This window comes from Prosthecobacter sp. Pr1, assembly GCF_057652315.1.
The window spans coordinates 1-20,409 of the sequence record NZ_JBYFBS010000032.1 but is presented as its reverse complement, the minus strand read 5'-3'; the positions used below and the strand labels follow the sequence as shown (position 1 = coordinate 20,409).

The 20,409-nt window shown below is 58.9% G+C and carries 21 protein-coding genes; 10 read left to right on the top strand and 11 right to left on the bottom strand.

What is annotated here, in order from left to right:
- Positions 1-3 precede the first annotated feature (3 nt).
- From AC24GY_RS28480 to AC24GY_RS28465, 4 genes are all read left to right on the top strand, one after another.
- Complete coding sequence (locus AC24GY_RS28480) at positions 4-1,692, top strand: response regulator (protein ID WP_487690023.1); 1,689 nt, start codon at positions 4-6, stop codon at positions 1,690-1,692.
- A gap of 86 nt (positions 1,693-1,778) precedes the next feature.
- Complete coding sequence (locus tag AC24GY_RS28475; protein ID WP_487690020.1) at positions 1,779-2,108, top strand: hypothetical protein; 330 nt, start codon at positions 1,779-1,781, stop codon at positions 2,106-2,108.
- Between the two features lie 158 nt (positions 2,109-2,266).
- Positions 2,267-2,824, top strand: coding sequence for an HD domain-containing protein (locus AC24GY_RS28470; RefSeq protein WP_487690017.1), 558 nt, complete (start codon positions 2,267-2,269; stop codon positions 2,822-2,824).
- An 82-nt stretch (positions 2,825-2,906) separates the two neighbouring features.
- A complete protein-coding gene (locus AC24GY_RS28465) occupies positions 2,907-3,074 on the top strand; it encodes a DUF1328 domain-containing protein (RefSeq protein WP_422322044.1) in 168 nt (55 codons plus the stop codon).
- 339 nt (positions 3,075-3,413) lie between these two features.
- Here the strand turns inward: AC24GY_RS28465 and AC24GY_RS28460 are convergent, their stop codons facing one another.
- Entirely contained in the window at positions 3,414-3,980 is a 567-nt protein-coding gene (locus AC24GY_RS28460) for an SRPBCC family protein (RefSeq protein ID WP_422320935.1), read from the bottom strand.
- A 191-nt stretch (positions 3,981-4,171) separates the two neighbouring features.
- On the opposite strand from AC24GY_RS28460, the gene AC24GY_RS28455 reads away from it, so the two are divergent.
- On the top strand, positions 4,172-4,849 hold the full coding sequence (locus AC24GY_RS28455; RefSeq protein WP_487690014.1) for a response regulator: 678 nt from the start codon (positions 4,172-4,174) through the stop codon (positions 4,847-4,849).
- Between the two features lie 34 nt (positions 4,850-4,883).
- On the opposite strand, the gene AC24GY_RS28450 is transcribed toward AC24GY_RS28455, so the two are convergent.
- Positions 4,884-5,582 (bottom strand): response regulator, encoded by a 699-nt coding sequence (locus tag AC24GY_RS28450; RefSeq protein WP_422320933.1) that lies wholly within the window; start codon positions 5,580-5,582, stop codon positions 4,884-4,886.
- A 218-nt stretch (positions 5,583-5,800) separates the two neighbouring features.
- On the opposite strand from AC24GY_RS28450, the gene AC24GY_RS28445 reads away from it, so the two are divergent.
- The 3 genes from AC24GY_RS28445 (at position 5,801) to AC24GY_RS28435 (ending at position 10,346) form a co-directional block, all read left to right on the top strand.
- Positions 5,801-6,460: a histidine kinase gene (locus tag AC24GY_RS28445; protein ID WP_487690011.1), complete on the top strand. Its 660-nt coding sequence runs from the start codon at positions 5,801-5,803 to the stop codon at positions 6,458-6,460.
- Between the two features lie 144 nt (positions 6,461-6,604).
- Positions 6,605-9,514: an ATP-binding protein gene (locus tag AC24GY_RS28440; protein ID WP_487690008.1), complete on the top strand. Its 2,910-nt coding sequence runs from the start codon at positions 6,605-6,607 to the stop codon at positions 9,512-9,514.
- Positions 9,515-9,572: 58 nt separating this feature from the next.
- On the top strand, positions 9,573-10,346 hold the full coding sequence (locus AC24GY_RS28435) for a response regulator transcription factor (protein ID WP_422322061.1): 774 nt from the start codon (positions 9,573-9,575) through the stop codon (positions 10,344-10,346).
- A 213-nt stretch (positions 10,347-10,559) separates the two neighbouring features.
- Here the strand turns inward: AC24GY_RS28435 and AC24GY_RS28430 are convergent, their stop codons facing one another.
- The 9 genes from AC24GY_RS28430 to AC24GY_RS28390 all read right to left on the bottom strand — a co-directional run bounded on the left by AC24GY_RS28430 (position 10,560) and on the right by AC24GY_RS28390 (position 18,912).
- Complete coding sequence (locus AC24GY_RS28430) at positions 10,560-11,192, bottom strand: RNA polymerase sigma factor (RefSeq protein WP_487690005.1); 633 nt, start codon at positions 11,190-11,192, stop codon at positions 10,560-10,562.
- Between the two features lie 150 nt (positions 11,193-11,342).
- Positions 11,343-11,768, bottom strand: a complete 426-nt coding sequence (locus AC24GY_RS28425; RefSeq protein ID WP_422317715.1) for a response regulator — start codon at positions 11,766-11,768, stop codon at positions 11,343-11,345.
- Positions 11,769-12,287: 519 nt separating this feature from the next.
- Complete coding sequence (locus AC24GY_RS28420; RefSeq protein WP_487690002.1) at positions 12,288-13,880, bottom strand: sialate O-acetylesterase; 1,593 nt, start codon at positions 13,878-13,880, stop codon at positions 12,288-12,290.
- Between the two features lie 67 nt (positions 13,881-13,947).
- Positions 13,948-14,406, bottom strand: a complete 459-nt coding sequence (locus AC24GY_RS28415) for a ferritin-like domain-containing protein (RefSeq protein WP_487689999.1) — start codon at positions 14,404-14,406, stop codon at positions 13,948-13,950.
- Between the two features lie 51 nt (positions 14,407-14,457).
- Positions 14,458-15,645 carry a phospholipase D-like domain-containing protein gene (locus AC24GY_RS28410; RefSeq protein ID WP_487689996.1) on the bottom strand — a complete coding sequence of 396 codons (1,188 nt, stop codon included), beginning with the start codon at positions 15,643-15,645 and terminating at the stop codon, positions 14,458-14,460.
- 32 nt (positions 15,646-15,677) lie between these two features.
- Entirely contained in the window at positions 15,678-17,465 is a 1,788-nt protein-coding gene (locus AC24GY_RS28405) for an AI-2E family transporter (protein ID WP_487689993.1), read from the bottom strand.
- A gap of 450 nt (positions 17,466-17,915) precedes the next feature.
- Positions 17,916-18,131: a DUF3185 domain-containing protein gene (locus AC24GY_RS28400; protein WP_487689989.1), complete on the bottom strand. Its 216-nt coding sequence runs from the start codon at positions 18,129-18,131 to the stop codon at positions 17,916-17,918.
- A 240-nt stretch (positions 18,132-18,371) separates the two neighbouring features.
- Complete coding sequence (locus AC24GY_RS28395) at positions 18,372-18,515, bottom strand: entericidin A/B family lipoprotein (RefSeq protein ID WP_422323133.1); 144 nt, start codon at positions 18,513-18,515, stop codon at positions 18,372-18,374.
- A gap of 94 nt (positions 18,516-18,609) precedes the next feature.
- A complete protein-coding gene (locus tag AC24GY_RS28390; RefSeq protein ID WP_487689985.1) occupies positions 18,610-18,912 on the bottom strand; it encodes a hypothetical protein in 303 nt (100 codons plus the stop codon).
- A gap of 137 nt (positions 18,913-19,049) precedes the next feature.
- On the opposite strand from AC24GY_RS28390, the gene AC24GY_RS28385 reads away from it, so the two are divergent.
- Both AC24GY_RS28385 and AC24GY_RS28380 read left to right on the top strand, forming a co-directional pair.
- Positions 19,050-19,709: a L,D-transpeptidase gene (locus tag AC24GY_RS28385; protein ID WP_487689982.1), complete on the top strand. Its 660-nt coding sequence runs from the start codon at positions 19,050-19,052 to the stop codon at positions 19,707-19,709.
- Positions 19,710-19,808: 99 nt separating this feature from the next.
- A complete protein-coding gene (locus tag AC24GY_RS28380; RefSeq protein WP_487689980.1) occupies positions 19,809-20,057 on the top strand; it encodes a GlsB/YeaQ/YmgE family stress response membrane protein in 249 nt (82 codons plus the stop codon).
- The last annotated feature ends 352 nt before the right edge of the window (positions 20,058-20,409 follow it).

Here is a 20,409-nt window from a genome sequence, read left to right as displayed (position 1 = left end):
GCCATGCCCATTGACACCTCCACTCACAAAGTACCGCTGCGGGACAAACCCACGGTGCTCGTCGTTGACGACGACAGCAAGAACCTCCTGGCGATCGAGAGTGTTCTCAATGGCGCCAGCTACAGGCTGATCAAAGCACAGACCGGAGCCGAGGCGCTGATGGCCCTGATGAACGGAGATTTCGCAGCCATCGTCCTGGACGTGCAGATGCCTGACATGAGCGGGATCGAACTGGCAAAGATGATCAAGGAACGCAAACGCACCCAGCACATCCCCATCATCTTTCTCACCGCTCACTACCGCGAGGATGAACACGCCGTGATCGGCTATGATGTCGGTGCGGTCGATTACCTCACCAAGCCGATCAATCCCGCCGTGCTGCGCTCCAAGGTGAACGTCTTTGTCGATCTCTTCAGCAAGACCCGCGCTCTCGCCGATATGAACAGCACGCGGCAGGCGGCGGAGGAGGCCCTCCGCATCGCCAACATGGAGCTGGCCGCACGCAATGAAGCGCTGGAGCGGGAGGCCGAGGAACGCGAACGCCGCATCCGTGCAGAATCCGCGCAGGCCGAGGCCGAGGAGGCAAACGCCGCCAAGGACCGCTTCCTGGCGATGCTGTCGCATGAATTGCGCACCCCGCTTTCACCCATCGTCCATGCAGTCACCCTGCTGGAGGAGATCGAATGCCCACCCGCCGTCCGCGAACACATCGACACCATTCAGCGCAATGTGCGGCTGGAAGCGCGACTGATTGACGACCTGCTCGATCTCGCGCGCATCCGCAATGGCAAGCTGCGTCTTGAACTCCACCCGGTGGATGTTCACGAGGCGCTGCGCCAGGCGATGAAAACCTGCCAGCCAGACCTTTCCGCACGAAGAATTCGAGTGGCGGAAAAGCTGGAAGCTCCCGACCCGCATGTGCGCGGAGATTTCGCCCGGTTGCAGCAGGTCTTCTGGAATCTGCTGACCAACGCCGCGAAGTTCAGCCCCGAGGACAGCACCATCGAAGTGAGCACCTATGTCACCGAACCGGGAGGCCGCATCAGCGTCCAGATCGCGGACCAGGGCATCGGCATCGTGCCCGACAAGCTGGACCGCATCTTTGACGCATTCGAGCAGGGCGCACTTCACACTCAGGCTGGCCTCGGCCTCGGGCTGGCCATCTGCAAAGCTCTGGTGGAAATGCACAGCGGCGTCATCGCTGCGCACAGTGACGGCCCCAATTGCGGCTCCAAGTTCACCGTCCGTCTCCCCTCCTCCATGCCTTCGGATCAGCCCAACGGAGAATCGAAGCATCCGCTCTCGGCCCCTGAAGGTCTGCGCTTGCTGGTCGTCGAAGATCATCCTGACACGCTGGGCACGCTGACACGACTGCTGACGCGGCGCGGTTACATCGTCCGCACCGCGGCCTCCCTCGCCGAGAGCCTCGAAGTCGCGCGCGGGTACGAATTCGACCTGCTCATTTCGGACATCGGACTGCCTGACGGGCGTGGCACCGAGTTGCTGGAGCAGTTCTTCGCCCTCTACGGCTGGCGTCCGCCTGCCATTGCAATGAGCGGCTTTGGCATGGACGATGATGTGGAGCGCAGCCAGCAGGCGGGGTTTTCTGAGCACCTCACCAAGCCGGTCGAGTTCTCCGCCTTGCAGGAGGCCATCTCCAGGCTGGCCACCCGCCAGTCTGGTAAAGGCTAGTTCCGGACAGATGGTTGTGGGGAACCTGTACAACCGCAGCCCCCGTTCCAGGCGATTAGTCTGTGAACCCTCAACTAGCCACTACCATGAACAATCCAACCATTCCCACGCTGGACGATCCTGAAAATCTTTCCGTAAAGGCGGCTCGTGCCTGGGAAAGTGCCACAGGGAGTGACACTGCTGGAGCGGCAGACCGGGCCTTGGGTAGAACCAAAGAAAAGGCCGCCGAGGTTTTGCATTCCGGCGAACGCCTGTTGCGTGAACATCCAGGCACCTCAGCACTTGGCGTGTTCGGCGCAGGAATGCTCGTGGGAGCATTCGTCGCCTGGTCCATAGCGCACGAACAGCGGGACGACACAGCAGACCGCATTCACCGGCTTCTCAACCGCCTGGCACGCAAGCTCAACCTCGACTGATCGCAGTCGGGGCTTCGGTTCTTGCAGAGGTGGCGCAGGGGAACCATGCAGCCACAAACCATGCCGTCTGGTCAGCGGCTCTGACCCAAAAAAACATGCTGAGTTTATCAGCCCACATCCGGATTCCAGGGCAGGCACGATTACATGGCATGAATGTCATGGCTTCCTTTTTCTACGACCAGTTGCACGAGCAGCAGGCTGACATCGCAGCCGCCATCTCCCAGCCCCTCTGGCAAAAAGCCGCCGCATTTGCAGCCCATGCCCATGCAGGCGAAGTGCCTCCCAATGAAGTCCCGCCTTCGTTCGCCCAGGCCACACGCGTGGCTGTCACGCTCACGGCGGTCTATCATTGTCAGGAACCTCCCGTGCTGGCCACCGCGCTGCTGCACAATGTACTGGAGAAAACCGATGTCTCGCTGGAAGAAATTGAAAGCCAGTTTGGCCGCCTCATCGCATCCCGGGTGGAGCGTTTAAGCCGTGCCCCAGACTTGGACGAAGGCGTTCATCTCAAGCGGCTCCAAGCCTGCGACTGGCAGACGCGCCTGGTCAAACTGGCGGATGCCGCAGCTCATCTCGATGACGACGACGAGGCCTTGGAGGAGCGCATTCATAAAACCATGCCGGTGCTGGACCTGGCCTTTGGCAATGAGCAGCCCGTGCTGCGGGCCCAGCGTCACCTGCTGACGCTCATCGAAAACGCCCGGATGGCCGCCTAGTCACGACACACCTGCCAGCGGCCAAATGGATACGGCCGCCCATGCCGTCACACGCGAACCATAAGCAACAGAAAGTCATATTATGTTATCCTACACTCTCACATTTCTCATTATCGCGCTCATTGCTGGGGCGCTTGGATTCGGCGGCGTCGCTGGAACGGCGGCATCGATCGCTCACGTTTGCTTCGTGGTTTTTCTTGTGCTGTTTTTGATCTCGTTCATTTCAGGCCGCCGTCCGCCTGTCGTGTGAATCCTGTCAATGAGCCGGGCGCTCCAATTCGAACGGCAGTGATGAACCCGCTTCCTCCCTATGTCTCAGTGCAATCCCCATCCCTCATCAGTGCCACCCTTTGCCGGGTCCACGCAGAACAGTGAACTCGCAGCCGGCGCGGCCGGCTCCTTCGATTTGCTCTGGCTGTCTGACCTCATCATCTCGGTTCTTGAGAATGACAGCGTTGCCGCCAGCACAGGAGCCGGCCAGTCGGCCGCATTCTTCTTCTACACCGAGGAAACATCGTGCCCGGCAGAACCAGAAAATCTAAGTGTGAAGACGGCCGATTCCTCCTCCATCATCGCTGGCATGTTGGCATCACTCCACGCACACTGAATTGAGGCTCATCTGCGCTCTCGGGCTGCTGTGTTTCGTTTTCAGCATGTTGTGACCGTTCGCCGGCGTGTGCGCTGTCTCCTCCCGGCTGAGGCTGCTGCTACCGATGGTGCCCCGCCAGCCATCGGGCAAAACGACCGCTCCCTCGATAAAATCTTTGAAGCGCAGCAGATCTCCCACCACCCGCGCCTTCACCAGCCCCAGTGCAGCGGCCGCCTTCTCAACAATCCCCTCGGGTTTGTAGTTCAGGTGCAGATGCACGCGCGTGCAGTTCATGCCCAGCGAAGTGAAAACCACCCTTCCAGAAGTCACCACTCCGTTCGTGCTGCGCCATGCGATGCAGGCATCCGGCACTTGCTCGATGATCTCCGCCAGCCAGGTCTTCTTTTTCCCGCCCATCTTCACCTGCCATTCCACCCGGTCACAACCCAACTGATGCACCTCGGTGACTCCGTCCATGAACAGCGGAAAATCCTCAAACCGGGTCCATTGGTTGTAAACGGTCTGCAGAGGCAGGTCGATGTGGATCGCTTGGTCAATGATTTCCATAATGCAAATCGAGGTGAGATTTTAGAATGACTATCGCAGCTCGGGCCCGGCCCGGACGCGTTGAATTTCTCGCCCCGCCACTTTTTTTCATCAGCGGGGTACAACCCATTGCTCCTCGACTTGCGAAGCTCATGTGAATCAAATCCCGGCGCAGGGCTTATTTGCGATTCAACCAACGCTCTGTTCTCCTGATGAATCCGATCAACATTCTGCTCTCTGAAGACCACATGATTCTCCGCGCAGGCCTGCGTTCGCTGCTGGCGGACGAAGACGACATCAGGATCATTGGCGAAGCCGCCAATGGACACCAGGCCGTCGAACTTTGCCTGCACCTGCAGCCCCACATTGTCGTGATGGACATTCACATGCCACGGCTCAACGGGCTGGAGGCGACCCGGCAGATCATGCAGGCACGGCCTGCCACCAAGATTCTCATTTTGTCAGCCTCCAGCGATCCCATTCAGCTGGAGGAGCTGATGAAGCTTAAAATATCGGGGTATCTCCTCAAGCAGTCCGAGGCAGAACTCCTGCCCGCCGCCATCCGCGCAGCGCACAAGGGCGAAGCCTATTTCAGCCCCTCCATTGCCAGACATTTGGAGCGCGAGGCCTGCAGCGATGCCGTCCATGAGCCCGCCTGCCTCACTCAGCTCACCTCACGCGAAGCCGAGGTGCTCCAGCTCGTCGCCGAAGGCAGCGCCAACAAGCAGATTTCCGCAGAGTTGCACATCAGCGTGAAGACGGTGGAAAAGCACCGCCAGAGCCTGATGAAAGAGCTCCGCATCCATGACATCGCCGGACTCACCCGTTACGCCATCGACAGAGGCATCATTGACAGCGAGGTCCGGGTGGCCGTGGCAGACTTGGTCTGAGCGGGCGCAGCCGCCGGCCGGAAACAAAACCGGCTCAGTCTTGCGACACCGCGACCCATTCGATGGCGAACCTCATCAGTTCGTCCGCATCTTTAAAGCCGAGCTTCTCCTTGATATGCATTCGGTGTGTTTCGACCGTCTTCACGCTGAGATGCAGTGCATCGGCGATCTCACGCGTCGTCTTGTCGCGTCCGAACAGCTGCAGCACCTCAAGCTCACGATCAGAGAGCTTGTCCACGGGCGATCCCAGGTCCCCTTCGCTGCCTTGGATGGTCTTGAAAATCAGCTTTTCCGTGAAAAGCGGACTGACATAGATGCCGCCGCCGATGACTTTGCGCAGTGCTTCCAGGATGTTTTCCATCGCCTGCTGTTTCATCACATAGCCCTTGGCACCAGCCCGCAAAGCCCGCAGGGCATAGAGGGATTCATCGTGCATGGAGATCATGAGAATGATCAGCGACGGCTGCTCCGCCAGCATGTGTTTGATCAGCTCAATCCCGTTCGTTCCTGGCATGGACACATCGAGCAGCGCCACCTCGGGCTGGTGCAGCCTCATGGCTGCCAGCGCGCTCTGCGCATTGGACGCCTCACCGCAGACAGAAACGTCGCTGAACTGGCCTAAAAACTGGCAGATTCCGTGCCGGAACACGGGATGATCGTCCACCACCAGCAGGCGTTTGCCGGCGGTGGTTGTCGCAGGTGAAACCATGGCGGTCTGGGCAGGGGCGCTCATTGTCTCCAGGATCCCGGAGCCCAGTTAATATTCGTGCCGCACCAAATGGGCACACAGAACATGCGTGAATCTATCATATCCCCAAACTTCGCAGCTAGCAGGCCGTTTGGTCGTGCCAATTTCTGCCTGCTGCCACTTCAAAGGCACTTGTCAGAGTCGCTTGTGAAATAGATGAGTTTGTGACAACCATGCACTCTGCACCTCGCGTACAGAACAACATGAATTCCGCACCTGAAATCCCTTGGAAACGCGTGGCCGGGTTTGTGCGGCAGCACACGCATGATGTACGCAACGGCTTGAACAGCCTTGATCTGGAAACCACCCTCCTCAACGAACTCGTGACGGATGGAGAAGCCACGGCCAGCGTGGAGCGCATCCAGAAGCAGCTCCGTGCGCTCTCCGTGCAATTGCGTTCCCTTGCCGCTCTGTTTCAAGATCCGCAGCCCTTCGCAGCACCCATCTCCGCCCGCGTGCTGCTCGCAATCTGGCGCGAGAACCATGCGGCTCTGCAGGATGTCCTGGAGGTTCATTGGGTGGATGAACTCGGCGACGAACGCGTCAATGTGGACGTGTCCATGATGGCGACGGTTTTTCGCGAACTGCTGACCAATGCGACGGACTTTTCCACGGGCGATCCCGTGACTGTCACCGCCCGGGCAGCCAACGGCCAGGTTCTCTTTGAACTCAGAGAGCCGAAGAAGGAAGCGCTGGATACCAGCACCTGGGGGCAGCCCCTTTCCACGACACGCCGCGGCGGGTATGGGCTCGGCCTGTGGACGGCACACCGGCTGATGCAGGCAAACGGCGCGTCCTTGCTGCAGCGCCATGTGCCCGAAGAAGCTTGTCTCCTCTCCCAGATCATCCTCCCCGCCCTGTGATTGAGATGCGGCCCATTTTTCTCCACATCGGCGTTTCAGTTGCCCCGCTCGTCTCAAGCCCCAATCATTCGCCAGAACTTGTTTCCCTCATGAGCCTGTGTTCCGCACCAGCACCATGAGCTTATGCCGTGCTGCCACAATGCCATGAAACCTTCGTTTCTTCAATCCGTCCTTCTCGCCGCCGTTCTCGTGCTGCTCGCCGCAGGCTTCTATCTCTCCTCCGGTGTGCGAGTGGGTGATTACTTCATGCCCCATTCCCACTGCTATTTGTTCAATCAGCAGCTGATGCAGTTGCATGGCGGTTCTGACTTGCTCATCGGCTTCTCCTATGTGGCCATCTCGACGACGCTGGTGTGGCTGGTTTACCGAGTGCGGAATGAACTGCCGTTTCATTGGATCATGATCGCCTTCGCCATCTTCATCGTGGCCTGTGGCGCCACGCACTTCATGGAAGTGTGGACTCTCACGGCGGAGAACCCACGCTACTGGCTTTCCGGCTGGGTCAAGCTCATCACCGCCATCGCGTCCGTGACGACGGCGGTGGTCCTGCCGCCGTTGATCCCGCACATCCTCAACATGCTGAAGGCCGCGCGCCTCTCTGCGGAACAAGGAGTGAAGCTGGAGCGTGCTTACGGCGAATTGAATGATCTCTACAAAAAGGTCACCCAGCTTGACCAGCTCAAGACAAACTTCTTTTCCAACGTCAGCCATGAACTGCGCACGCCGCTGTCACTGATTTTCGCCCCCGTCGAGCATCTTCTTCAGACGGCCAAAGACCCTGCGGCGCGGCGCGAACTCACCGTAGTACGCCGCAATGCGCTCCTCCTGCATAAATACGTCAATGATCTGCTGGATGTCTCCAAGCTGGAGTTCGGCAGGCTGGACCTCCATTACTCACGCATCGATCTGGCCGCCATGGCACGCGCCATGGCCAACATCTTTGAATCCATCGTCAGCGAGCGCGGCATCAGCGTCGCACTTCAAGCACCCGCCGAAGTGGTTGCTGAAGTGGATGGCGACAAAGTGCAGCGCGTCTTCATGAATCTGCTTTCGAATGCCTTCAAATACGCCCCCAATGACAGCACCGTGCGTCTCTCTCTGGCTGAGGACGGCGACCACCTCTCACTCACCGTGGAGGACGCAGGCCCGGGCGTGCCTCCTGATTACCGCGAAACCATCTTTGAGCGCTTCCAGCAGGGGGACAGGGACACCCAGCGGCGCTATGGCGGCACAGGCCTCGGGCTTTCCATCGTGAAGGAATTTGTCGAAATGCATGGCGGCACCATTTTCGTCGGCGAGAGCGCTGCCGGAGGCGCTCAGTTCCGTGTGCGCCTGCCACGCCATGCCCCGCACGGTGTGGATGTTCAGACCTCGGCGTGGAGCGGCACAGATGCCGTGATCCAGCGGCTGGCCAATGCTCCAGCCACCGCACCTGCGCAGACTGTTCAGCCCCCTGCCCAGCCTCGGGTGTCGACACGGCCGGATGTTCTCGTCGTCGAAGACAATCAGGACATGCGTGAATTTATCTGCCGCGTTCTTGAGCCCGATGCACAGACCCGCACCGCAGACAACGGCCAGGCGGCATTGGCGGCCATCCGCGAACGAATGCCGGATCTCATCCTCACAGACATGATGATGCCGGTCATGACGGGTGAAGAACTCATCGCCGCTCTCCGCCAGGACGAGGCCCTGCGGGACCTGCCGGTGATCCTGCTCACCGCGAAGGCCGATGAAGAGACAAAACTCAACCTCCTGGTCGAAGGAGCGCAAGACTATGTGCTGAAACCTTTTTCCATTGATGAGCTCCGCGCACGCGTGCGCAACCAGCTTCAAACAAAGCTCACCCGCGACACGCTGCGCCGCGCCTTGGATTCCCGTTCAGACGATCTCGCCTCCATGGTGCAGGATCTGGCTGCCGCCAGGACCACGGCCGTGGCGGCCAATGCGGCCAAGGACGATTTCCTGGCAGTGCTCAGCCACGAGCTGCGCACCCCTCTGACTCCCGCCCTCGCCGCCGCCTCCGCTCTCATGAACGAGACCGCAGATCCGGCAGAAGTCCGTGAATACCTCGCCATCATTCGTCGCAACATCGAGCTGGAGGCCAGGCTCGTGGACGACCTTCTCGATGTCACCCGCATCACTCAGGGCAAGCTCCGCATCCACTCCACCCCCACGGATCTTCATTCCATTCTGCGTGATGCCCTCGCGATGATCAAACCCGCCCTGCAGGAAAAGCAGATCACCCCGGTATTGGATCTGGCCCGGGACAGGCTGATGATTCGCGGGGATGCCGCACGCCTCACCCAGGTGTTTTCAAACCTCTTCGGCAACGCCGTGAAATTCTCCCCCCCAGGCGGCCAGGTGACGATCCGCACCATGCAGTCGGCAGACAAGTTGAGAGTCGAGGTCGAGGACAATGGCATCGGCATTGTCCCGGAACTGATGCCTCAAATCTTTGAACCATTCCGCCAGGGCCAGGCCGGCACCACACGGCGTTTCGGCGGCCTGGGGCTGGGCTTGAGTGTCGCCAAGGGACTGGTGGAAGCCCACGGCGGCACCATCAGCGTGCGCAGTGCCGGCCATAAGCATGGCGCCACATTCATCGTCGAGCTTCCCGTCATTGCCGCCGGAAGCGTGCCTGAAAATGCGCATGCCACGCCCAGCATCGATCCCTTCGCACCGGCTCGTTCCTTGCGCGTGCTGCTCGTCGAGGACCACGATGACACGCGCCATGTTCTCCACCGGCTGATGACGCGCTGGAATCACGCCGTCGCCGTCGCCAGCACCCTGGCGGAAGCACGCCAGGCGCTGGCGGAGGGCACCTTCGATCTCCTGCTCAGCGACATCGGCCTGCCTGACGGCTCGGGCTATGAAGTCATCGCATCGCTGCGGGAAAAGTCGGACATTCCGGCCGTTGCCATGAGTGGTTACGGCATGGAGTCGGATATTGCACGCGTGCATGCCGCTGGCTTCACCGAGCACATCGTCAAGCCCGTCACCGCCGAGGCCCTGCGCAAAATGCTCCACCGCTTTTCCACCCGCCCTGAAACCTGAAACAGCCCTGAACCACTTGCCGGCGGCACTCTCGCCTGAAGTCCATGATGTCGGTAAAATGCAGCTTGCCCGCCCCGGTTTGACGTTGTTTCCTGTCGGCACCCAACTGATCCCGTTTCTCATGGCGAAAGTCTCCAATAGCACACTCGGAACGAAGGAATCTCCTGCCAAAGAGCTGAAGCGGCGCGTCCTGATCGTGGACGACCATCCCATCTTCCGCGACGGCATCACCCAGCTCATCAATCACCAGCCGGACATGCTTGTCTGCGGCGGCGTCTGCTCCGCCGCCCAGGCCATGTCTTCCGTGGAGGAGCTCAAGCCGGACATGCTCATCGTGGACATCTCCATCAATGGCACCAACGGGATCGAGCTCATCAAATCCATCCGCGCCCAATACCCCGCCCTCCCGGCCCTCATGCTCTCCTCGCATGATGAAAACCTCTACGCCGAACGCGCCCTGCGCGCGGGCGCACGCGGTTACATCATGAAGGCCGAGGCGCCTGAAAAAGTGATCGAGGCGATCCGCCGGGTCCTCTCCGGATCGCTCTACCTCAGCGAAGCCATCGGCGGCCGTCTGCTCGATACTTTTCTCAATGGACGCACGTCCAATGGCAGCGGCTCGGCCGTGGACCAGCTCAGTGACCGCGAACTCGAAATCTTTCACGCCCTCGGGGAGGGCCGCAGCACTCGGGAGATTGCCCTGACTCTTTTCCTCAGCGTCAAGACCGTGGAAACCCACCGCTCCCATATCAAGGAGAAGCTCAAGGTCCAGACCGCCCCTGAATTGATCCGTGCCGCCGTCGAATGGGTCAATAGTCAGTCGAACAAATAGCCAGGCACCCGCCTGCTTCTCAAATTCAAGGCATCCGCTTTCATCGCGTGAAACGATGGCCTCTTTGAACAGGCGGCGAAGAGAAGACCTCGATTCTCTCCGCTCAAAAACCCCCGCTCTGCTTGTTCTCAGTCCTGTCCGGCAGCCTGCCGGACAGGGCTCTTTTTTAGGCTGTCATGTCGCTGCTCACCTTCCCGTCAGCTTTCTGACCGATCAGGAATACTGCAGGTTTACCATCTCATTCCAACCGCGAAAGGACGACCGCAGTTTCTTCAAGCCGAGTTCCATCCGTGTTTTCACCGTCCCCAGAGGCGTGTGCGTGACTTGCGCCACTTCACGCTGGCTCATCCCCTTGAGGAAAGCGAGGTCGATGACCTGCTGCTGGTGCGCGGGCAGCCGGTTCAGATGCTGATGCAGCACCCGTGAAATGTCGGCGTGCTCGCAGTCGTCCGCCGCATTCAGGATGAACGGGCTCAGCCGGACCTCATTTTCCATCCTGTCCTTGGCGTTGTTATAGGCCTGAGACCGGCGCAGATAGTCAATTGACCGGCGTTTGGCCAGAGTCACGATCCACCCCAGCGCCCTGCCTTTCTCAGCGGAAAAATGATCGGCATGGTTCCAGATCTCCAGAATGCACTCCTGCAGGACGTCGTCCGCAGCGGCGGAATCAGGCACAATTCGCATGATGACACTTCGGAGCAGTGTCCGGTAGCGCTGAAACAAGGTCTCCATGGCCAGTGGATCTTGCATCTGAATGGCACGCATCAGCTCCTCATCAAGCGGTTGCCCTTCATGGCTGGGGACGTCGCTGGATGACGAGACAGTGAAGGATTGGAATGTTTTCATGAGCAACCACTACGAATCCGCATGAATCTCACAACCCGACCCCGACCTGCTCCGCCCCTCAGGTGATACCTGATGTTTTCACCCAAACATCAGGGTGCCCCCTGACCCCTCCATCAGGGCTTTCGTTCCCATCATTCGGCAGGCACCGCTTCAATCGGTTCCGGTGAACCACACTCTACCTTTTTGAATGGCGTTCACAGCCTCCACCAGACTTCCAAGCGAAGCCTCCTTCCCAATGAAGCCCTTGGCACCGCAGGCTTTGGCCCGGTTGGGGTAGTTCTTGTCCATCTGCGCAGACACCATCAGCACCGGCAGACGTGGAAACTGCTTCAAAACCTCGAGAATGAATTCAAAGCCGTTGCCGTCTGGCAGTTCCACATCCATCACCAGAAAATCGGGCACGTCCCTTTCGAGTTTGGCCCGTGCTTCAGTCAGGGAGGCGGCCATCCAAGCCATGGTGAGATCAGAATCGTCCTCCACCAAGGTCAAAAAAACGCCGCGGATGATGGCGTGGTCGTCCACCACCGCAAGACGTTGGGGTTCATTCGGGAGCTTGGTAGAAGTAGTATCTTGCATGTTCAGAAAGCGTTTCGACACTCTTGGGGGAGCAGTCAGTTGCCGGACAAGACGCATTTGAAAGAGCCCCCTGGGACCAGCCCCCTCTCCTCAATGGATTCCGCAGACAGCAGAAACGGGCGGTCAGCCGTCTCCTGCTCTCGAAAAAAAGCTGTTTTTCAAGCGTGGCGGTCATGATCCTGACATCGCGCATGCCAGGCTTTTTGGTTGTATCAAACCGGCCGCCATCCACTCATTTCAATGACTGCGACTCAGGTTTTGTTAGACCGGTTCTCGAAAAGATTGTCATTTTGATCCGGCGAGCGCAGCGGCCCCAGTGGCAAGGAGGGTGCGCCGCCTGCTATTTGAAAATAACAGGCAAGCGCACGACGCAGCCACTGGGGCCGCTCCGCCGTCCGGGCAATGTGACAAAATTTTTGAGAGTCGGTCTACATGTCAAATGCAGGACTCTTCGAGGTGGTGCTACTTGCAGCCTTAAAGACTTGACGAGAGTTTGGAAAACGCTCCTTCCATCAGCTTCTACGGCTTGCTGGCACCACCCTTGGGCGGCAGCGATGCATTGTCCATCGGCCAGTCATCCGTTCGAAAAGGGGCCGTCGGCAGGCTGGCCGCATTGATCAGATTGACCTCGGGATTGTTCGCCCAGGCATAACGCACCGCCACGGGCTTCTGAATGCCGCTGTGAGATACGATGACCTCCTTGCCCTGGATGCGGGCATCCGCCCACTGCCAGTGCTGGCTTTCATCGGCAATGGCAAAACCTTTCACCACTGCGCCGCCGTCCGCCGTTTTGAGCCCTTCAGCATGCTGAAATCGAATCACGACTTCATTGCCCTGAACAGCATGGCTTTCATACTGCGGCCCGCTCCACAGGATTTTTTCGCCATAGACTTTCGCCCGCGCCCACAGCGCGAGTCGATGCCCCACCTGCAGCTTGTTCGTGGGATGAAGGTTCACCGCATCGCCAACATCAAGATTGACGGTCATCCCCGTATTGGGAACCGCGAGCGCCTTGGACTGCGCCTCACGCAGCCGCGCCCAGGTGGCGGGGGCATTCGGCTCAGCTTCGCGCTTTTGGAAATTGGGCAGCTGCACCCACGCAAAGGAAAACTCCTTGCCCCAGCGTGCACGCCAGTCCCGAATCATGAGAGGAAGCTGGGTGGCATAGAGCGGACCATTGCCCGCGTTCGACTCGCCCTGATACCAGACCGCACCACGTAGCGCGAAGGGGATCAGCGGTGCGATTTTTCCATTGAACAAGTTCCCCGGGCGGTTGGGATGGAGAGGATCGCTTCCCACATAAGCCGGCTGTGGAGGTGGGGGCTGCTTGGCCGCCTGCGCCGCTTTCACCGCATCCTGCCATAGTTTTTTGGCGGCCTCATTCTTCGCCCGGTTGTCGGGCTGCTCAAACAAATCCACGTCCTTCTGCCACCGCTTCAGCAGCGGCTGCAGCGCTGCTTCCTTTTGCATCGCCTCCATGCTGGTCCAGGATTCAATCGCCGTGCCACCGACGGACGAGTTGATCAAACCCACGGGAACTTTCAAAGTCTGATGCAGCTCCCGCCCAAAAAAATAAGCGACCGCCGAGAAATTGGGAACCGTCCGTGGGGAGCAGCCCTGCCACACACCCTTGCCCTGCTCCTGCGGCGTCGTGGCGGTGAAGGACTGCACAAAGAACATGCGGATCAGGGGGAAATCTGCCGCCGCCATTTCCTTTTCGGCATCCGCCACCCCTTTGACCGTCATCGCCATGTTTGACTGCCCGGAGCACAGCCACACCTCCCCTACCAGCACATCTTTGACCACCTCGGTGCTTTGACCGGACACTCGCAGGATGCCAGGATCTTTGCTCGCTGGCAGCGGGTCCAGCACCACCTTCCAATGGCCGTCTTTATCAGCCTTCGTGATCTTGGTCTGTCCCGCAAAGCTCACATTCACCTCCTGCCCCGCCTCCGCCCAGCCCCAGACAGGGATCGGCTGGTCACGCTGCAGCACCATGTGATCTTTAAAAATCGCAGGCAGAGTGATGGCGGCACGGGTGCTGAGCGTCAGCCCGGCGGCAAGCAGCAGCATCAAACAAGCACGCATGGCATAAGAAGGGGGCTGTTTCATGGCATTACGTCTGCGGTCAGAATTGGGTTTCATGTTAAATCAATGGTGTTGCACCCTCCACCCATCACTAGGCTTCGATCACGGGGTTGTCGATGCCCAGCGCCTCGGCCAGATCCATGAAATGATCCTGCTCCTGGGCGATGATTTTGCGCAGCACCTCACTCAGCGCATACTCTCCCATGGACTCCGCCTGGCGTATTCTCTGCCGATAGTTGCGAATCGTCTCCATCTCACTATCGAGGTCAAATCTCAGCATCTCCTTCGGCTTGTCGGAGATCTTCACCTCTTTGGGTGTCGTTGTCGGAGTGCCGTTGAAGTAGTCGATCTGTTTCGCGATCTGAATGGCATGGCTGAGCTCCTCCTCGGCATGCAAAGCCAGTTCATCCGCGATGCTCTTGTATTCCGCTCCCTTCAACGTCTGGCTGTAAACCACGTAGGCAATGATCGCCTGGTACTCGCGCGCAAGATCTTCATTCAGAAGATCGATCATTTCTTGGCGGCTGGTGGTCGAGGCGGGAGCATTCATGGCAATGGGTGGTTACTCAACCATCGCGTTCCATCCCGCTTATGGATGTGCTCAATTCCAGCCGGACCTGGAGTTACGGCGGGGAGAAGCCTCTCTTTTTTGCACAAAGTATTGGGCCACCCCCAGATCCAGCCGGGTGAAAATGAAGCGCGCCAGCTTCTGCTTCAGTCGCTGCCACCAGTTGGACGGCCTCCGCCATGACAGGGGCTTCACCAGCACACTGTGGTCAAGATCCCGCTCAAAGGTGCGGCGCGCCTCCTTGGCGAGCACCGCGCTGCGAATCCGCAGCATGACTTCAAAATTGATGACCAGGCTGCGTGGATCGATGTTCGAAGATCCGATGTAAACAATGTCATCGACAATGAGCACCTTGGCATGCAGCACCTGCGGCTGGTATTCATGGATCTGCGCGCCACGGCGCAGAAAGCCCGAGTAAAGCGCGCGCGCCGCGACCTGCAGCAGAGGCACATCACTCTTTCCGGGAAGCAGCAGGCGAAAACTATGCGCATGTCTGGCGGCGCGCAGCAGCATTTTTTTGGCGCTCCCCACCGGCAGGAAGTATGCCGTGGTGATGGCAATGTCACGCGCATGCCGAAGATCATTGTGCAGGGCGCGCTGAAACACCCCCTGCTGCAGCCCCGGCCGTACGAGCAGCAGTGACACGTCTGCTCCAGCCTTCACCCAGCCGCTGCGGCTGTTTTTGCGCGCACGCCATATTTGATTCCCGGCGATCTCCACCTGCGATTCAATCGAGGCGGCAAGGTGCCGCACCACCGGTCCTTCGATGGAGATGCCACCATCCCGCCAGCCATCATCAACGCCGTCTCCTGCGTATTCAGGAGCGATGTTGCACCCGCCGACGAAGGCATGGGTGTCATCCACCACAAGCAGCTTGCGATGATCACGGAACGACCAAAAACGCCAGCGCACGGGATTGAACCAAACAACCTTTCCTCCCAGGCGGGTGAGTTCGCTGAAGTAGTTCCGATGCAGCCCCCAGCACCCCACGTCATCCAGCAGCAGCGTCACCTGCACACCCCGGCCCGCAGCTTCTGTCAGGGCATCCCGGAATCGTTCGCCAACCTTCGATGCGCGAAAGAGATAGCACTCAAAGAGGATGCTCGTCTGGGCCGTGGCGATGGCTTCGATCTCAGCGTTGAGATACCTCTCCCCCGAGTCATACCAGCAAATAGCATGACCGTCCGGCGTAGTGAGGAGCGGTTGAAGCTGCACATCCATAGATGAGGCAGTTTGGGCGCGGTGTCATCAGCTCATTGCACCAGCTTTTCCAGCACCTCCCGCGCTTCTTTGAATGAAGAAACCACCCAGGTCGCGCCCGCTTCACGAAGTGGCTTGGGGTCGTACTCCTGTCCAGGAAGCCTCCAGCGGCAGACGAGGATCTTCAGGTCAGGCAGCTTGCCTCGCACTCGGAGGCAGAGATTTTTGGCATCGTGCCGCGCACGCAGGGGCATCGCGCTGATGCAAAATACGGTCGGCTTCTCCACTTCCAGTTCATGCACCAGCTCGCCAATGAGCCTCGGCCCTTCATCCACCTTCAGCCCGATCGAACCGGGCAGAATCGCTGCAAGCATCTCCAGCGCCTGCGCATCGGCCTCGCCATGCAGGGCCCGCCCATAAACCTTCAGCGCCTGCGGTGCTCCATCCGCCTGCGGTGCACCAGCAGCACCACTGTCAGTGCTTTCCTTCAAAGACAGGAAACCTGAGCGCATGCTTCGATAAATCTCCGCCGCTTCCTCACGATCAAGCTTGCCCAGCACTTCCTCTCGCCGTGTCAGGGCCAGCGCAGGAAGGGCAATGTCTTCCAGCGTTTTTTCATAGCCGTCTTTTTTCAGCGATAACTCCACCAGGTCCTGCGCGGCGTCCTCATTGCCCGCCAGATGGTACTGATAATAGCTCAGGTGCGGCTGCGGCAGTGGATTTTCTCCCATCAGGATGTCCACCCACTCAAGTGAAGGCGCATGCTTGCAAAACACCACGATGCAGACCGTGAGGGGCGTGGCCAGCACCAGCCCCACCCCGCCCCAGAGCGATGTCCAGAAAGCGATGGCCAGCAGCAGCGCAAAGTCTGACAAGCCCACGCTGTGTCCGTAAAGCTTCGGCTCCAGCAGCATGTTTGTCAGCAGCTCAAGAACGACAATGAAGGCTACGACCACCAGCGGCTTCGTCCAGCCATCAAAGATGGTCAGACTCAAACCAAAGAGCAAAATGGCCACGATCCAAGAGCCTGCATACGGAATGAAACGGGAGACCGCCGCCAGCACCCCCCACAGCAGCACATAGGGAAGCCCGATCACGCTGAGCCCTATTCCCAGCACCAGCCCATAAATGGCGTTCACCGTGCTCTGCATGAGGAGATAGCGGCTGATGCGGTCGCCTGATTCATCGATCGCCTTCGTCGTCAGCGTGAGCCGCCCATAGCCCACCAGTCGCGCAACTCGCTGACTGATGTCGTTCAGACGCAGCAGCATGAACACCACAAACAAAATCACCACCGCCGCCATCCCCAGTGCATCCGCCAGCGTGGACACCACCATGTTGAAGGCCTTCATCAGCATGCCCTCCCCGCTAAACTGGGATGAAAGCGCGGCAGCAGGCGGAACTGACGGCGCAGGTGCCAACGGTGCAGTCGGTGCAGCAGGCGCCGCCACAGCAGGTTTGGGCTGGCTCACATCCCCCACCAGCTGCCGCAGTCGCACGATGATCTGGGTTTCTCCAATTTTATGGAGTGACTCCACGCGGCGCTGAATGTTCTGCTGATGATTCGGCAGATCATTCGCCAGGTTCGCCAGTTCTCCGCCCAGCAGCCAGGCCACCAGCGCCAGGCTGGAAAAGCACACCATCGTCACCATGCCAAGACTCAGCACACGCGGCACACCCCAGCGGCACAGTCTTTTGACCAGCGGATTGAGCAGAAACGTGAACAAACTGGCAAGAGCCAGAGGGATCAGCACATCCCTGCCTACATAGAGGGTGCCGATGACCAGCAGCGCGCTGACGAATTTCAAAAAGTGCGACAGCGTGCGATTAAATGTGTCCATGACGGTGGTTGGGCGGAAGCCATGATCAGCATGCCTTCCTTGCGCTTGTTAATCTTGATCCGCACCGGTTCTGGATGTGTCCAAACTGCGAATAGGCAAGATCGTCCCTGCTTCGCTACCAAATGGCTTCCCAGGATCTCACCACGCCCGCCTGTTAGCCGGTGGCTCATTCTACTTGAGTAAGTCATCGGGGGCTCAGAATCCATGGGCCGGTTGTCGCCGTCTTTCGTCATCCCACTCCGCTTGACACCAGTCCCATTGGGACTGCGCATCATAGCGAAGGGTTGCCGAGCCTCAGCGAGGCTACCCTGGTACAGCGTACAACTTATTGGGAAAGCAAACCCAGCGCCTTCGCCACACACCACGTCCACCAGCAGCGTCTGCAAAGCGCTCCGCCGCACCCACTACGTACCGCCAGCTCCCAAATCCCGCTGACTTGCCAAAGTAGAATTACTTCCCTTTGGACCTGAGCAGCATCAAAACACCGCCAATGACCAGCACGCCGCCAAGGACTGGCGGCAGGTAAACGAAGTGCTCTTTTTCTGTAGTCACCTGGATGGGGCCCAGGTCAATGGCCTTCTCCCTCGTGGTGTAAGTGAAGCCCTCGTAGGCAAGCATGGCGCCGCCGATGACGATGAGCAGGATGGCAATGATGGATGGTTTCATGGTAAGATTGATTGGCGGGTTAAAAAAGCGAGTTCGTAGAATTGGCCTCAGGCCAGCTTCACGGATCAGCGGTGGATGACGGAGCTCGTGGTTCAGTGGCGCAGAAGTCATCCATCTGGCGCTGCGCCTCACAGGCATGAAACTCTTCCATCATCGGCCTCTCCACCCCATGAACCAAGCGTTGCTTGAAAGCCTTGCCGGCTTCATCGGCAACGCCTGCTTCACGAGCGTGGTCATCAGCTAGCGCGAGGCGCGCTCGATGTGGCTGCCCACATGTTCGACGTCCTGGCCAAAGCCACGAACGGTGCGGCAGCTGGTGCCAATGAGCGTCCAGGCGGCAGACGCGAGGACGAGAAGAGCGAGTCGTGTGGTGGATGTTTTCATAGTGTTGTTGTGCTGTAAGTTGCGGATATGGGAAAGGGGCTGCATTCAAAAAGAGCAGGCTCATTCACTGAGCCCGCTCCGGGCATGAGCCAGGTTACTTCTGCTGTGCATCCACTTTGGCCTTGGCGGCCGCTGCGTCGGCATCGGCTTTTTTCTTGTCAGCATCCAGCTGTGCCTGGTCAGCGGCCTGCTTGGCTTCGATGTTGGCCTTTTCGATCTTGGCATTGATCTCCGCCTGCGCTTTCGCCTCTTTGGCCTTGACGTCCACGGCATCTTTCTGATGCTCGATCGCGGTTTTAGCGGCATCGTTTTGCGCGTCGATCGCTTGTTTCTGCTTGTTGCAACCAACGGTCAGGACGGTCGCAAAGGTGAACATGATATATAGAATGTGTTTCATAGTTATCAGGGTTGGTGGTTAAAGAATCGTCTGTCAGAGTCCGGATGGATGGGTCTGCTTGATGAAGTGAAGCCGTCATGACAAACCTTGCACCTCGAATGCCCGTCCACATGGTGAAACATCCACGATAAAAAGATATGAAACAGCCAACGAAGTGCCTGCTCACCATCGCACATCTGTCTCTGTTCCTGCTTCCCTGCGGACTGTTGAGCTGCGCGCAGTCATGCCCCTGCCCCGTGCAGCCGCCGAAAAAACATTCCTCATGGCTGGCCATCTTCTCCCGGCGCTGCCCCTGCCCGCAGCCCCCGCCGACACAGCGCATTGTCGTCAGTGTGGAGCAGCAGATGATGGTGACGTTTGAAAACAATACCCCGAAGAAACGCTATCCAGTCAGCACCTCCAGGTTTGGCCTGGGCGACAAGCTTCGCTCCAATCAGACACCCCTGGGCCGGCTGGAAGTCCTCGACATCATCGGCGAAGGCCTGCCCAAGGGCACCCTCCTGCGTGGACGCGAACCCACTGGACAGATCCTGCGCGCCAACACACCCGGAGGTGATGCCATCGTCACACGCATCCTGCGGCTGCGTGGCAAAGAACCGCAGAACGCTCGCGCCTTCAAACGCTGCATCTACATCCATGGCACCACCGCTGAAAAATGCCTGAAAAGCGCCGCGTCATGGGGATGTGTTCGCATGGGCTCACGGGACATCATCCGCTTGTGTCACTGGGTAAACCCCGGAACACGCGTGGACATCGTTCCCGGCAAATTGCCCTCTCCGGAAATGCTTCCTCAATAAAAACTCCCCGCACAAATGATCCTGCATTCTCATGCAGCCGCATTGTCACTGCGCGGCGATGTGACAGTGCAACTCACACCATTACACCCTACTTGATTTATGTCCTTTCTCTGGATGCTTCTTATCGGACTCTTCGCCGGCGCCATCGCCAAATTTCTCACCCCCGGCAGAGATCCCAGCGGTTGTCTGGTGACCATGCTGCTGGGCGTGGTGGGCTCCATGCTGGCCGGATACCTTGGCCGCGCTGCGGGCTGGTATGCTGAGGGCGAACCCGTCGGCTTCATCGCCTCGGTCGCCGGTGCCATCATCATCTTGCTGGTGTTCCGCATGATCAAAGGACGCTCTTAATCCGGGTTGCCCGCGCTCAGGACCAGTTCTCAACCCTTGCGCGCAGCCTCTTATATTACGGCTCGCATAATTGGCAGACATTAGATCTTCAAGATAGTTCGGTTCTGCCCACAGGCACCCATCTTTGCGCTCCCGGCAGGGAGCAGAGAAATTAGCCGGTGGTGCAGCGAGGCTTGCCGAGCGAGAACCACCGGATCACACGAACGATGCATTCTTACTCAAGAGCGCATGCCGGAGGTATGCGAGAACCGTGCGCAGACTGCTCGTCGATGCTAGGCAGTGGTTTAAAACCAGTTTGAAGGAATAAATTGTGCGCCCGGTGAGTTTGAGCCACTGGCAAGTCTCATGCTCA

Excerpts from the sequence above, each read along its gene's own strand:
- AC24GY_RS28400 (WP_487689989.1), bottom strand. The coding sequence starts at position 18,131 with ATGAAACCATCCATCATTGCCATCCTGCTCATCGTCATCGGCGGCGCC.
- AC24GY_RS28380 (WP_487689980.1), top strand. The coding sequence starts at position 19,809 with ATGTCCTTTCTCTGGATGCTTCTTATCGGACTCTTCGCCGGCGCCATC.
- AC24GY_RS28395 (WP_422323133.1), bottom strand. The coding sequence starts at position 18,515 with ATGAAAACATCCACCACACGACTCGCTCTTCTCGTCCTCGCGTCTGCC.
- AC24GY_RS28460 (WP_422320935.1), bottom strand. The coding sequence starts at position 3,980 with ATGGAAATCATTGACCAAGCGATCCACATCGACCTGCCTCTGCAGACC.
- AC24GY_RS28445 (WP_487690011.1), top strand. The coding sequence starts at position 5,801 with ATGAATTCCGCACCTGAAATCCCTTGGAAACGCGTGGCCGGGTTTGTG.
- AC24GY_RS28425 (WP_422317715.1), bottom strand. The coding sequence starts at position 11,768 with ATGCAAGATACTACTTCTACCAAGCTCCCGAATGAACCCCAACGTCTT.
- AC24GY_RS28415 (WP_487689999.1), bottom strand. The coding sequence starts at position 14,406 with ATGAATGCTCCCGCCTCGACCACCAGCCGCCAAGAAATGATCGATCTT.
- AC24GY_RS28405 (WP_487689993.1), bottom strand. The coding sequence starts at position 17,465 with ATGGACACATTTAATCGCACGCTGTCGCACTTTTTGAAATTCGTCAGC.
- AC24GY_RS28450 (WP_422320933.1), bottom strand. The coding sequence starts at position 5,582 with ATGAGCGCCCCTGCCCAGACCGCCATGGTTTCACCTGCGACAACCACC.
- AC24GY_RS28390 (WP_487689985.1), bottom strand. The coding sequence starts at position 18,912 with ATGAAACACATTCTATATATCATGTTCACCTTTGCGACCGTCCTGACC.
- AC24GY_RS28455 (WP_487690014.1), top strand. The coding sequence starts at position 4,172 with ATGAATCCGATCAACATTCTGCTCTCTGAAGACCACATGATTCTCCGC.
- AC24GY_RS28470 (WP_487690017.1), top strand. The coding sequence starts at position 2,267 with ATGGCTTCCTTTTTCTACGACCAGTTGCACGAGCAGCAGGCTGACATC.
- AC24GY_RS28435 (WP_422322061.1), top strand. The coding sequence starts at position 9,573 with ATGCAGCTTGCCCGCCCCGGTTTGACGTTGTTTCCTGTCGGCACCCAA.
- AC24GY_RS28420 (WP_487690002.1), bottom strand. The coding sequence starts at position 13,880 with ATGAAACAGCCCCCTTCTTATGCCATGCGTGCTTGTTTGATGCTGCTG.
- AC24GY_RS28465 (WP_422322044.1), top strand. The coding sequence starts at position 2,907 with ATGTTATCCTACACTCTCACATTTCTCATTATCGCGCTCATTGCTGGG.
- AC24GY_RS28440 (WP_487690008.1), top strand. The coding sequence starts at position 6,605 with ATGAAACCTTCGTTTCTTCAATCCGTCCTTCTCGCCGCCGTTCTCGTG.
- AC24GY_RS28410 (WP_487689996.1), bottom strand. The coding sequence starts at position 15,645 with ATGGATGTGCAGCTTCAACCGCTCCTCACTACGCCGGACGGTCATGCT.
- AC24GY_RS28430 (WP_487690005.1), bottom strand. The coding sequence starts at position 11,192 with ATGAAAACATTCCAATCCTTCACTGTCTCGTCATCCAGCGACGTCCCC.
- AC24GY_RS28475 (WP_487690020.1), top strand. The coding sequence starts at position 1,779 with ATGAACAATCCAACCATTCCCACGCTGGACGATCCTGAAAATCTTTCC.
- AC24GY_RS28385 (WP_487689982.1), top strand. The coding sequence starts at position 19,050 with ATGAAACAGCCAACGAAGTGCCTGCTCACCATCGCACATCTGTCTCTG.
- AC24GY_RS28480 (WP_487690023.1), top strand. The coding sequence starts at position 4 with ATGCCCATTGACACCTCCACTCACAAAGTACCGCTGCGGGACAAACCC.